Source organism: Actinomadura bangladeshensis, assembly GCF_004348335.1.
Taxonomy (GTDB): domain Bacteria; phylum Actinomycetota; class Actinomycetes; order Streptosporangiales; family Streptosporangiaceae; genus Spirillospora; species Spirillospora bangladeshensis.
In genome coordinates, this window is the sequence record NZ_SMJW01000227.1 from 1 (window position 1) to 12,782 (window position 12,782).

Annotated in this window: 11 protein-coding genes; 1 reads left to right on the plus strand and 10 read right to left on the minus strand. The window is 70.6% G+C overall.

The features are described from left to right. The 5 genes from E1284_RS31525 to idi form a co-directional block, all read right to left on the minus strand. Positions 1 to 297 (minus strand): ASCH domain-containing protein (locus E1284_RS31525; protein ID WP_481726254.1); only part of this gene is annotated, 297 nt, incomplete at its 3' end. 255 nt (positions 298 to 552) lie between these two features. Continuing rightward, positions 553 to 1,401 (minus strand): carbohydrate ABC transporter permease, encoded by an 849-nt coding sequence (locus E1284_RS43320; RefSeq protein WP_424923514.1) that lies wholly within the window; start codon positions 1,399 to 1,401, stop codon positions 553 to 555. Next, positions 1,398 to 2,360, minus strand: coding sequence for a carbohydrate ABC transporter permease (locus E1284_RS43325; protein ID WP_424923515.1), 963 nt, complete (start codon positions 2,358 to 2,360; stop codon positions 1,398 to 1,400). The genes E1284_RS43320 and E1284_RS43325 overlap by 4 nt, the downstream gene beginning before the upstream one ends. Further along, positions 2,357 to 3,664 carry an ABC transporter substrate-binding protein gene (locus E1284_RS31535; RefSeq protein ID WP_341770437.1) on the minus strand — a complete coding sequence of 436 codons (1,308 nt, stop codon included), beginning with the start codon at positions 3,662 to 3,664 and terminating at the stop codon, positions 2,357 to 2,359. Before E1284_RS31535 ends, E1284_RS43325 begins: the two co-directional genes overlap by 4 nt. Before the next feature lie 106 nt (positions 3,665 to 3,770). Further along, entirely contained in the window at positions 3,771 to 4,346 is a 576-nt protein-coding gene (gene idi / locus E1284_RS31540; protein ID WP_131943807.1) for an isopentenyl-diphosphate Delta-isomerase, read from the minus strand. 149 nt (positions 4,347 to 4,495) lie between these two features. On the opposite strand from idi, the gene dxs reads away from it, so the two are divergent. Further along, positions 4,496 to 6,439 carry a 1-deoxy-D-xylulose-5-phosphate synthase gene (dxs, locus tag E1284_RS31545; protein ID WP_131943808.1) on the plus strand — a complete coding sequence of 648 codons (1,944 nt, stop codon included), beginning with the start codon at positions 4,496 to 4,498 and terminating at the stop codon, positions 6,437 to 6,439. A 20-nt stretch (positions 6,440 to 6,459) separates the two neighbouring features. On the opposite strand, the gene E1284_RS31550 is transcribed toward dxs, so the two are convergent. The 5 genes from E1284_RS31550 to E1284_RS31570 all read right to left on the minus strand — a co-directional run. Beyond that, positions 6,460 to 6,825: a hypothetical protein gene (locus E1284_RS31550; protein WP_131943809.1), complete on the minus strand. Its 366-nt coding sequence runs from the start codon at positions 6,823 to 6,825 to the stop codon at positions 6,460 to 6,462. A gap of 82 nt (positions 6,826 to 6,907) precedes the next feature. Further along, the gene (locus E1284_RS31555; protein ID WP_424923516.1) at positions 6,908 to 8,257 is read right to left on the minus strand and encodes an FAD-dependent oxidoreductase; all 1,350 of its coding nucleotides are present in this window, start codon (positions 8,255 to 8,257) and stop codon (positions 6,908 to 6,910) included. Positions 8,258 to 8,339: 82 nt separating this feature from the next. Further along, positions 8,340 to 9,824, minus strand: coding sequence for an amino acid permease (locus tag E1284_RS31560; RefSeq protein ID WP_131943811.1), 1,485 nt, complete (start codon positions 9,822 to 9,824; stop codon positions 8,340 to 8,342). A 216-nt stretch (positions 9,825 to 10,040) separates the two neighbouring features. After that, positions 10,041 to 12,128, minus strand: a complete 2,088-nt coding sequence (locus tag E1284_RS31565) for a 3-hydroxyacyl-CoA dehydrogenase NAD-binding domain-containing protein (RefSeq protein WP_424923517.1) — start codon at positions 12,126 to 12,128, stop codon at positions 10,041 to 10,043. 50 nt (positions 12,129 to 12,178) lie between these two features. Further along, the coding region (locus E1284_RS31570) for a thiolase family protein (RefSeq protein WP_424923518.1) at positions 12,179 to 12,782 on the minus strand (604 nt) is incomplete at its 5' end.

The window sequence follows — 12,782 nt, forward strand, 5'->3', positions numbered from 1 at the left end:
GTGCCAGTGGTGGTGGCCGCGCTCCGCCCAGGGGCCGCAGTCGCAGGAGCCGCCCGCGACGGCGGCGGAGCAGACGTCGTCGAGGTCGGCGACGGCGATGACGGCGCCGATCGTGGCGAGCGGGTCGCGCGGGTCCCAGCCGGCGGCCTGGATCAGCGGCGAGTCGCACGCCTTGAGGTCGACCCGCATGGAGGCGTGGACGAGGAGGGGGCCGCGGTAGGCGGTCGGCAGGCTCTGGTTCGAGACGGACCTGCCGCCGCGCGCGATCGCGAACGCCCAGGGCTGCTGAACACTCATCGCCTGCACGCGGCCACCTCCACTGGTCGTCCCGTCCCCGCCCTCCCGGGATCGCCGGGGCCCCGGCGGGACGCCGGTGTGCCGCGCGACGATGCCCGAGAGGCTAGGCGCATCCCGGCTGAATTGCCAACGGACGGGTCGAAAGGGTTCATGTCCGTCATGGGACGGCTGCCGGGCCGTCGGGTCCCCACGCGGATCTCCTTCGATCATCAATGTGACGCCCGAGGCGGGCGTGCGGTTGACGTGCCTCTGCGACTATCCCTTCAGGGCCCCCGCCATCAGCCCGCGCATGAAGAACCGCCCCAGCAGCAGGTAGACGAGGAGCGTCGGCAGGGACGCCAGGAGCGCCGATGCCATCTGCTGGTTGTACTGGACGGCGACCGCGCCCGAGCCCGCCGTGTTGTTCAGCATCACCGTCACCGGCCAGCTGTCGGGGGCGCCGAGGAACACCGCGAACAGGAAGTCGTTCCACATCGAGGTGAACTGCCAGATCAGCGTCACCGCGAACGCGGGCGCCGACACGGGCAGGACCACCGACCAGTACGTGCGCAGCATGCCGGCGCCGTCCACCCGGGACGCCTCGATCAGCTCGTCCGGGATCGTGACGTAGTAGTTCCGGAAGATGAGCGTGCAGATCGGGATGCCGTACACGACGTGCGCGAGGACGAGCCCGCGGATCGTGCCCGCCAGTTCCATGTCCGTCAGCAGGCCCGCCAGCGGGATCATGACCGCCTGGTACGGGATGAACATGCCGAACAGGAACAGGGTGAAGACGACGTCCGCGCCGGGGAAGCGCCATTTGGACAGGACGTAGCCGTTCAGCGAGCCCAGCACGGCCGAGATGACCGAGCCGGACACGGCGATCTTGACGCTGTTCTCCAGGCCCGGTTTCAGCGCGTCCCACGCCGAGCCCCAGCCGGACGTGCTCCAGTGGCTCGGCAGGCTCCACGCGCTGCTCGGGTCCGCCTCGTCCAGCGGCTTGAAGCTGGTGACGATCAGGACGTAGACGGGGATGAGGAACAGCAGCACGAACGCCAGCAGGACGGCCAGCTTCACCGCCTGCAGGGTGCCGGACGGGCGGCCCGGCGCGCCGGCGGCGGTCACCGGGTCCGCTCCGAGCGCACCGACCAGACCAGGTACGGGATCACCAGCACGGCCACCGCGACGAGCATGTAGGTGGCGATGGTGGCGCCGTTGGCCGGGTCGTGCCGGTCGAAGATCTCCACATAGGTGGCGATGGCCGGCACGTAGGTGATGATCTGCTTGCCGGCGATCGCCATGATCAGGTCGAACACCTTGAGCGAGATGTGCCCGAGGATGATCAGCGCCGACAGCGTCACCGGCCGGAGCTGTGGGAACACCACGTACCGGTACACCTTCCACTCGGACGCGCCGTCCACCCGCGCCGCCTCGCGCAGGTCCTCCGGGACGCTGCGGAACCCGGCCAGGTACAGGGCCATGACATAGCCGGACATCTGCCAGATGGCGGGGAGGGCCATCGCCGCCATGCCCCAGTCCGGGTCCTGCCACCAGCTGTTCGACAGGAACCCCAGATGGAGCTTGTCGAACAGCTGGTTGAACCCGACGGCCCGCTGCGGCGGCGCCGGGTTCATCAGCCATCGCCACACCACCCCGCTGGCGATGAACGACACCGCCATCGGGAACAGGTACACGACGCGGAAGCCCGCCTCCGCGCGGATGCCCTTGTCCATGAGGAACGCCAGGAACGCGCCCAGGGCGAGCGCGCCCACGACGAACACGGCGGTGAACAGCAGCGCATGCTTCACCGCGCCCGGCCAGCTCGGCTGGCTCCACAGGTCGACGAAGTTCTTCCCCTTGTCGAACCCGTACTCGGAGACCTCGTCGTGCTTGCCGCTGAGCGCGACGCGCGTGTTCCAGAACAGCAGCCCGTAGACGAACAGGCCGATGGCGACGATGGACGGCGAGACCAGCAGCAGCCCCGGCAGCCACCTGCGGCTGCGCCGCAGGAACGACGAGCGCTCCTGCGACGCGTCCCGGCGCCCCGGGCGGGGTGCTTTCAGGCCCTCTTGCGAGGCGGTCACTGTCCGCTGTTCTCGGCCGCGCTCACCAGCCCCTGCTGGAGCTTGGCCACGTCCCGGTTCTGCAGGAACAGGCCGATCGCGGTGTCGATGTCGGTGTGCCACTTGTTGTTGGCGTTCACGCCGTGCCAGAACGAGCCCGCGAGCTTGGTCTGCGGGTTGTTCCACTCCTCGAACGCCGTCTGCAGGTAGCCGGTGTAGAGGCTCTTGTCGGCGTCCTTGCGGGCGGGGATGGAGCCCTTCTTCGGGTTGAAGAGGTCCTGCCCCTCCTTGCTGGACACCTCCTTCAGCCACGCGATCGCCCCGGCGCGGTGCGGCGCGCCCTTGGGCAGGGTGAAGCTGTCGGAGAGCCACATGTAGGTGCCCTCGGTGCCCGGCGCGGGCGCGTACTTGAAGTCGGTGTCGAGCTTCTTGCCGAGGCCGTTGGGGGCGGCGCCGACGAAGTAGCCGTACGCCCAGTCGCCCATGATGTTGAACGCGGCCTTGTCGTCCACGACGGCCTTCGCGGCGCCCTGCCAGTCGGTGGACGCGGCCTCCAGCGTCGTGTACTTCATGATCTCGCCGAAGTCGTTCAGCGCCTTGGTGACCTCGGGGGTGCTCCAGTCGGCGCCGGGCTTCCACAGCGCGTTGTAGCCGTCGGTGCCGAGGTCGCCGAGCAGGACGTTCTCCAGCAGGTGGTCGGCCGTCCACTGCGCGCCGAGCGACAGCGGGACCTTCTTCGTCTTGTCCTTGACGGCCTTGAGCGCGGTGATGAAGTCGGCGATGGACTTCGGCGGCCCGGCGACTCCGGCGTCCTTGAGGATGTCGGGGTTGTACCAGAGCACGTTGGACCGGTGGATGTTCACCGGGACCGAGTAGATGTGCCCCTTATAGGTGATCTGGTCGAGGAGCTGCTGCGGGTAGACCGACTTCAGGTCGTTCTGCTGGTAGAAGTCGTCCAGCGGCTCGATCTGCCCGGCCTTGATGTAGTCGAGCAGCTCGGCGCCCGCGTGGCCCTGGAAGGAGTCCGGCGGCTTGCGGTTCTGCAGCCGGCTCGCCAGCACGGCCTTCGCCTGGGTCCCCGAGCCGCCGGCGATCGCCGCGTTCACGAACTTGGTACCGGGGTTCTTCTTCTCGAAGTCGGCCTGCATGGCCTTCAGCCCGTCGGCCTCGCCCGGACCGGTCCACCAGGAGAAGACCTCGACCTCGGAGCTGTCGTTCTTCGAGCCTCCGCCGTCGTCACCGCCGCAGCCCGACATGGCGAGGGCACCGGTCATGGCCACGGCCGCGAAGACCGTCCAGCGGCGCCGGAAAGCACGTACTCGCATCGTCCGTCCCTTCGGTAACCCCGGGACAGCCAGCGTCCTTCCGGTCGCGCGCGACGGTCAACACCGCGGACCGAAAAGTGATCAAGCGGTGACGCGCGTCACGGCCTCACCAGGCGAGCGCGGGCGGCAGCGCCTCCGTGCCGGCGTCGGGCCAGTCGAGCGGGGCCCCGAGCGGCGCCAGCTCGGCCAGCTGCAGCCGGTACCAGGGCGAGGACTCGGGACGCTCCACCAGCTCCAGGCAGCGCTCCCACGTCCACCACTCGGCCGCCTCCACCTCGTCGCGGTTCGGGTGGACGGCGGTGTCGGTCACGGTGGCGCGCACGACGGGGCACCGCTCGTGCTCCACGGTCCCGTCCGCGGCGACGGCCCGGTACTGGAACCGCGGCAGGACGGACGTGAGCGACGACGCCTGCATGCCCAGTTCGTCCCGCAGCCGGCGCAGCACCGCGTCGCGCAGCTTCTCGCCCGGCGCGGGGTGGCCGCAGCAACTGCCCGTCCACACACCGGGGAAGGTGCGCTTGTCCAGTGCGCGCTGAGTGATCAGAACGCGACCTTCCGTGTCGACCGCGTAGCAGGAGAAGGCCAGGTGGTACGGCGTGTCCCCGTGGTGGCTGGCGCTCTTCGGTGCGGTTCCGACGGCCTCGTCGTCCGCGTTGAGCAGCACGATCTCTTCGACGCCCATGCTCTACTCCTACCCCATCCCTGCCTCCGGGGTCAGTCTTTTCACACCCGGCGCGCGGCGCCCCCCGGCGCGTCGCGGGCGAACCGGGATTAAACTCGGAACGGCCCGAGCCAGGGGAGACCCGATCCCCGACGGAGGAGTTGAAACGAGTGAGCTTGCTTGAGTCGATCAAAGGTCCCGACGACCTCAAACGACTGGACGCCGCTCAACTGTCTCCACTCGCGGAGGAGATCCGCGAGTTCCTCGTCCAGGCGGTCTCCAAGACCGGCGGGCACCTGGGGCCCAACCTGGGCGCCGTCGAGCTGACGATCGCGCTGCACCGCGTCTTCGACTCGCCGCACGACAAGATCCTCTTCGACACGGGGCACCAGTCCTACGTGCACAAGATGCTCACCGGCCGGCGCGACTTCGAGCTGCTGCGCCAGCGCGGCGGGCTGTCCGGCTACCCGAGCCGGGCCGAGTCCGAGCACGACGTCATCGAGAACTCGCACGCCTCGACCGCCCTCTCGTACGCCGACGGGTTCGCCAAGGCGTTCCAGGTGCGCGGCGAGTCCGACCGCGCGGTCGTCGCGGTGGTCGGCGACGGCGCGCTGACCGGCGGCATGTGCTGGGAGGCGCTGAACAACATCGCCGCCGGCGTCGACCGCCCGGTCATCATCGTCGTCAACGACAACGGCCGGTCCTACTCGCCGACGATCGGCGGCCTCGCGTCCCACCTCGCCGACCTGCGCGTCACCCAGGGCTACGAGCACGCGCTCGACCTCATCAAGAAGACGGTGCCGCGCGCCCCGGTGGTGGGGAATCTCACCTACGAGGCGCTGCACGGCATCAAGAAGGGCCTCAAGGACGTCCTGCAGCCGCAGGCCATGTTCGAGGACCTCGGCATGAAGTACGTCGGCCCGATCGACGGCCACGACGAGGACGCCGTCGAGCGCGCCCTGCGCCGCGCCCGCGGGTTCGGCCGCCCGGTCATCGTGCACTGCATCACCACCAAGGGGCGCGGCTACGCCCCGGCGGAGAACGACACCGAGGACTGCATGCACGGCCCCGGCGCGTTCGACCCCGCCACCGGCGAGTTCGCCGCCAAGAAGGGCGGCCCCTCCTGGACGAAGGTCTTCGGCGAGGAGATGCTGGCGATCGGGCGGGAGCGCCGCGACATCGTCGGCATCACCGCCGCGATGCTCCACCCGACGGGGCTCGCGCCGTTCGCCGAGGCGTTCCCCGACCGCATCTTCGACGTCGGCATCGCCGAGCAGCACGCGGTCACGTCCGCGACCGGGCTCGCCATGGGCGGCCTGCACCCGGTCGTCGCGCTGTACGCGACGTTCCTCAACCGCGCGTTCGACCAGGTCCTGATGGACACGGCGCTGCACCGGCAGCCGGTCACGTTCGCGTTGGACCGCTCCGGCGTGACCGGCAGCGACGGCGCCAGCCACAACGGCATGTGGGACCTGTCGATCCTGCAGCTCGTCCCCGGCATGCGCGTCGCCGTCCCGCGCGACGGCGCGCGGCTGCGCGAGCTGCTGCGCGAGTGCGTCGCCGTCACCGACGGCCCGACCGCGATCCGCTACCCGAAGGGCCCGGCGGCCGACGACATCGAGGCGATCGGCAAGGTCGGCGAGATGGACGTGCTCGCCCGCCACGACGGGTCCAACGGCACCCGCGTCCTGCTGGTCGCGGCCGGCTCGATGGCGGCGCCCGCGGTCGAGGCGGCCGCACTCATCGCCGCGCAGGGGATCGGCGTCACCGTCGTCGACCCGCGCTGGGTGAAGCCGCTCGACCCGGCGCTGCTCGACCTCGCCCGCGACCACGCGCTCGTCGCCGTCGCCGAGGACAACGGCCGCACCGGCGCCGTCGGCGACGCCGTCGCGCGGCTGCTGCGCGACGCCGAGGTGGACGTCCCGACCCGCACGTTCGGCATCCCGCAGGAGTTCCTCGACCACGCCTCCCGCGGCGAGATCCTCACCGACATCGGCCTGACGCCGCAGGCGCTCGCCCGCGACGTCACCGAGTACGTGGCCCGCATCACCTCGACGGAGGCCGAGGCCGCGGCGACCTCGAAGGCGACCGAGACGTCCGACGAGAAGCCCTGACCCGCCCGGTCCGCCGGCGGCTACACGCCGTCGGCGGACAGCAGGCGCCAGAAGTGGGTGATGGACGCGGCGGACGTGCCGAGTTCGCGTCCCGAGTACGTCCACCGCCCGCGCAGGCGCCACGGGCGCCCGGCACCGTCCTGGACGAACACCTGCAGCGGGAAGCAGGCGTCGTGCGCGCGGATGACGCCCGCAGGATCGACCGAGGGGTCGAGCCGGGGCTCGCCCTCGCACCGCACGCCCATGACGGACGTGCGCGGGTCCTGGCGCAGGAGTCCCTGCGTCAGGTCGTACACGAGTACGGAAACATAGTCGGGGCCCAGCCACCTGAGGTCGGGGACCGTCTCGGGTGGGGGGAACCCGTACAGTTCTGGACCGCCGGTCACACGCCGCACCGTAGCGCCCGTCTCACCTGCCCGTCACTACCTTCCCGGTGGGCAATTGCGGAGACGGCGAATGACAGGGGCGTCATTCCGCGTCGCGGCAGGCGGAGGTCATCGCCTCCCAGCGGGCCAGCTTGACCCGCTCGCCGCGGTCGAGGCTGCGCGCGAGGGCGATCTCGGCGGCGTCGAGCTTCAGCCAGTCGGCGTAGGTGACGACGGGCAGCCCGCGCGATTCCAGCAGCTCCTCGATGGTCCGCTTCGGCGCCGTGTCGGTGCCGGCGACGTCCTCCAGCAGGTTGCGGACGGTCTCGGCGGCGTCGGACTTGTTGGTGCCGACGACGCCGGACGGCCCGCGCTTGATCCACCCGGCGACGTACTCGCGGGGGACGGGCGCGCCGTCCGGGCCGAGGATGCGGCCGCCGTCGTTCGGGACGACGTAGGAGCGCTCGTCGAACGGGACGCCGTCCAGCGGGACGCTCTGGTAGCCGACCGACCGCAGCACCATGCCGACGGGCAGGGTCTCGAACTCGCCGGTTCCGACGACGCGGCCCGCCTCGTCCAGCGCCGTCTTCTCCAGCTTGAGGCCCTCGACGCGGTCGGTGCCGAGGATCTCGGCGGGCGCGCGCCAGAACCGCACGTCGATGTGCCGGGCCCGGCCCGGGGCGGGCTCGCCCGTCCAGGCGTTGAGGGCCTTGATGTTGCCGCCGGTCTTGCGGTCGTTCGCGGCCAGTTCGGCGCTCGCCGGGTCGAGGTCCATGTCCTCGGGCCGGACGTGGATGCTCGCGTTGGGCAGCTCGCCCAGCTCGCGGGCCTCCTTGGTGGTGAACTTCGCCTGCGCGGGGCCGCGCCGCCCGATCATGTGGACGCGCTTGACCCGGCTCCGCGACAGCGCCTCGATGACCTGCTCGGGGACGTCGGTGTCGCGCAGCTCGCCGGCCGACTTGGCGAGGATGCGGACGACGTCGACGGCGACGTTCCCGACGCCGATCACCGCGACCTCCTCCACGGACAGGTCGAACGCGTGGTCGGCGGCGTCGGGGTGCCCGCAGTACCAGTTGACGAAGTCGGTGGCGGCGATGCTGCCGGGCAGGTCCTCGCCGGGGACGCGCATCTGCCGGTCGACCATCGCGCCGGTCGCGTAGATGACGGCGTCGTAGCAGTCCAGCAGGTCGGCGCGGGTGATGTCGCGGCCGAGCTCGACGCAGCCGAAGAACCGGACGGCGGGGTTCTCCAGGACCTTCTGCAGGTACCGGGCGATCGACTTGATGGACGTGTGGTCGGGCGCGACGCCGTACCGGACCAGCCCGTACGGCGTCGGCAGCCGGTCGAACACGTCCACCCGGACGTCGCCGTCGGTCTGCTTGACGAGGGCCTCGGCGGCGTAGATCCCCGCAGGGCCGGAACCGATCACCGCGACGAGCACTGGAGAAGCCATGCGGGACATTGTGCCCACCCGCGGATCGAAATGACACCGTGACCCCCGTCACGGGGTCAGGTCTTCAAGTCAGGTCACGGGGTCAGGACTTGATCGGTGCCGGTTCCGCCCGGCCCACCCGGCTGTGCCGGTACCCGTAGAACGCGTAGATGACGACGCCGATCACCATCCAGGCGAGGAACCGCAGCCAGGTGTCCACCGGCAGGTTGATCATCACGAACAGGCAGCCGAGCACCGACAGGATCGGGATGACCGGGACCCACGGCGTGCGGAACGCGCGGGGCAGGTCCGGGCGGGTGCGGCGCAGCACCACCACGGCGATCGAGACGACGAGGAACGCGAACAGGGTGCCGATGTTGACCAGCTCGGCGAGCTTGGCGAGCGGGATGAACCCGGCGAGGACCGCGACCACGGTCCCCATCAGGACGGTGGAGCGGTACGGGGTGCCGAAGCGGGGGTGGACGGCCGACAGCCAGGGCGGCATGAGGCCGTCCCGCCCCATGGCGAAGAAGATGCGGCTCTGCCCGAGCAGCAGGATCAGCACGACGCTGGTGAGGCCGATGACGGCGCCGACGTCGATGATGGTGGCGAACACCGGGTGCCCGACGGACTTGAACGCGTCGGCGAGCGGCGCGGCGGTGCTCAGTTCGGTGTAGTGCTGCATGCCGGCGACGACGATCGAGACGGCGGCGTACAGGACCGCGGTGATGACGAGCGATCCGATGAGCCCGATGGGGATGTCCCGCTGCGGGTTGCGGGCCTCCTCGGCGGCGGTGGCGACGATGTCGAAGCCGATGTAGGCGAAGAAGACGATGGCGATGGCGGCGAAGATGCCGAGCCAGCCGAAGCTGGCCGGCGTGAAGCCGAACAGCACCTGCATCAGCGGCGCGGTGAGGCCGCTTCCCTCGGGGGTCGGCTTCGACGGCGGGATGAAGGGCCGGTAGTTGGAGCCCTTGACGAAGAACAGCCCGGCGAAGATGACCAGCAGCACGATCGCCACCTTGATCGCGACGACCACCGCGTTCACCCGCGAGGAGATCTTGACACCGGCGACGAGCAGCGCCGTCACCAGGACCACGAGGGCGATGGCGGGGACGTTCACCGTGCCGCCCTCGCCCGGCGGGGCGGCGAGCGACGCGGGGATCGTGACGCCGATGTCGTCCAGCAGCGAGGCGAAGTAGCCGGACCAGCCGACCGACACCACGGCCGCGCCGAGCGCCATCTCCAGGATGAGGTCCCAGCCGATGATCCAGGCCGGGAACTCCCCGATGGTGGCGTAGGAGAAGGTGTAGGCCGAGCCCGCGACCGGGACGGTGGAGGCGAACTCGGCGTAGCAGAGCGCCGCGAGCCCGCACACGACCGCGGCGAGGATGAACGACAGCGCGACCGCGGGACCGGCCTTGTCCCGGGCGACCTGCCCGGTGAGGACGAAGATGCCGGTCCCGATGATCACGCCGACGCCGAAGACGGTGAGGTCGAGCGCGGACAGGGCGCGTCGGAGCCGGTGCGCAGGCTCCTCGGTGTCCCGGATCGACTGCTCCACCGATTTCGTGCGCAGCACGTTCATCCTCGGTGCCCCTCCGCGTCCCTGGTGCTCGTCCCGTGGTGCTCGTCGTCGCCGCCGGGCCCGCCCCGGCGGCGGGCCCGGCCGTCTGCCGTATGCCCATATGTGCGCGGCTTATGATCAACCCAAACGACGGCACGCCCGTGACGTGCGGAAATGTCGGAAAAGAGGCGTTCCGAACCGCGTTCGGAACGCCTCTTTCGCGGAGGGCCGGAGGGGTCAGGCGGGCAGGGAGGCGACCCCCGGCTCCAGGAAGCGGCGGCCGGTCACCCGCTCCGCGACGCCCGACCTGTCCAGGTACGGGGTGATCCCGCCGAGGTGGAACGGCCAGCCGGCGCCGAGGATCATGCACAGGTCGATGTCCTCGGGCGCCGCGACGACGCCCTCGTCCAGCATGACGCGGATCTCGTCGGCGAGCGCGGCGAGCGCCCGGTCCAGGACCTGCTCCTCGGTGGACGGGCTCGTCCCGCCGCCGAAGATCGCCGCGACCTCCGGGTCGAGGGAGAAGTCCGGCAGGTACACGCCGGACTTGCCGGCCGCGACCATCTTCGCGAGGTTGCCCGACAGCGGGAACCGGTCCGGGAACGCGCCGTGCAGCGTCTCGTTGACGTGCAGCGCGATCGCCGGGCCGACCAGGCCCATCAGCACGAACGGCGGCATCGGCAGGCCGAGCGGCGCGGCGGCGCGCTCGGCGGTCTCGATCGGGGTGCCCTCGTCGACCGCCTGGACGATCTCGGCGAGCAGCCGCAGCAGGACGCGGTTGACCACGAACGCCGGGGCGTCCTTGACCAGCACGCACGACTTCTTCAGCGCCTTGCCGGCGGCGAACGCGGTGGCGAGCGCGGCGTCGCCGGTCCGCTCGCCCCGGACGATCTCCAGCAGCGGCAGCACCGCGACCGGGTTGAAGAAGTGGAAGCCGACGACCCGCTCGGGGTGCTTCAGCCTCGACGCCATCTCCGTGACCGACAGGGACGAGGTGTTGGTCGCGAGCACGCACTCGGCCGAGACGTACTCCTCGACCTCCGCGAACACCTTCTGCTTGACCGACATCTCCTCGAACACGGCCTCGATGACGAAGTCGGCGTCGGCGAACGCGTCCTTCGTCAGCGAGCCGGAGATGAGCGACTTGAGGCGGTTCGCCTTGTCGGGGGAGACACGGCCCTTGCCGAGCAGCTTGTCGATCTCGCCGTGCGCGTAGCCGACGCCCTTGTCCAGGCGCTCCTGATCGAGGTCGGTCAGCACGACCGGCACCTCCAGGCGGCGCGCGAACAGCAGCGCGAGCTGCGAGGCCATCAGGCCCGCTCCGACGACGCCGACCTTGGTGACCGTGCGCGCCAGGGACTTGTCCGGCGCCCCGGCGGGACGCTTCGCGCGCTTCTGGGTGAGGTCGAACGCGTACAGGCCGGCGCGCAGCTCGTCGCTCATGATGAGGTCGGCCAGTGCTTCTGTTTCGGCGGCGAAGCCCTCGTCGCGGGTGCGGTCCTTGGCGGCGGCGACGAGGTCGAGCGCCTTCACGTAGGACGGGGCGGCGGCGTGCAGCTTGCCGTCCACGTTCCAGCGGGCCATCGCGACCGCGTCGTCCCACGCCTTGCCCTTGTCGACCTCGGGCCGGGTGACGGTGATGTCGCCGTTGAGGACGCGGGCCGTCCAGGCGAGCGACTCCTCCAGGAAGTCGGCCGAGTCGAAGATCGCGTCGGCGATGCCCAGCTCGTGGGCCTGTGCGCCCTTCAGCGTCCGGTTCTGCGCGAGCGGGTTCTCGATGACGAGCTTGAGGGCCTTCTCCGCGCCGATCAGGTTCGGCAGCAGGTACGTCCCGCCCCAGCCCGGTACCAGGCCGAGGAACGCCTCGGGCAGCGCGAACGCCGGGACGCCCGAGGAGATCGTCCGGTAGGTGCAGTGCAGGCCGATCTCGACGCCGCCGCCCATCGCCGCGCCGTTGTAGTAGGCGAACGACGGGACGCCCAGCTCGCCGAGCCGCCGGAACACGTCGTGGCCCAGCTTGCCGATGGCCCGCGCGTCCTCCCGGCTCGTGATGAGCGGGACGCCCTTGAGGTCGGCGCCGACCGCGAAGATGAACGGCTTGCCGGTGACGCCGACGGCCGCGATGTCGTCGCGTCCGGCGATCGTGTCGATCGCGGCGTCCAGCTCGGCGAGGCCGTTCGGGCCGAACGTGTTCGGCTTGGTGTGGTCGTGGCCGTTGTCGAGCGTGATGAGCGCGAGCGTGCCCGCGCCATAGGGAAGCGTCACGTCCCGTACGTGGGCGTGCGTGACGACCTCGTCCGCGAAGACTTCACGAAGACTGCTCACTGTGTTCTCCTCGGGGGCGGTCCCCCGAACCCCCCGAACGACTGCGTCGCTCATTTGTTGTCCCCCCAGTTGGTGTTCTCCCAGAGGACGGTTCCGCCCATTCCCATGCCCACACACATCGTGGTCAGCCCGTAACGCACGTCGGTGCGCTCCTCGAACAGGCGCGCGAGCTGGTTCATCAGCCGGACGCCGGACGAGGCGAGCGGATGGCCGAGCGCGATCGCGCCGCCCCACGGGTTCACCCGCGCGTCGTCGTCGGCGATCTTGAAGTGCTCCAGGAACGCCAGCACCTGGACGGCGAACGCCTCGTTGATCTCGATGAGGCCGATGTCGTCCATGGTCAGCGCGTTGCGGGCGAGCAGCTTCTCGGTGGCGGGGACCGGCCCGACGCCCATGACCTCCGGCTCCACCCCGGCGAAGGAGAAGTCGATCAGCCGCATCTTCGGCGTGAGGCCGAGTTCGCGGGCGACGTCCTCGGCCGCCAGCAGGCAGGCGGTGGCGCCGTCGTTCAGGCCGGCGGAGTTCCCGGCGGTGACGTTGCCGTGCACCCGGAACGGCGTCTTGAGCTTGGCGAGGTCGTCCAGCGTGGTGCCGGGGCGCGGCGGCTCGTCCTCGATGGCGAGGCCCCACCCCAGTGCTTCGCCCCCATGGCTG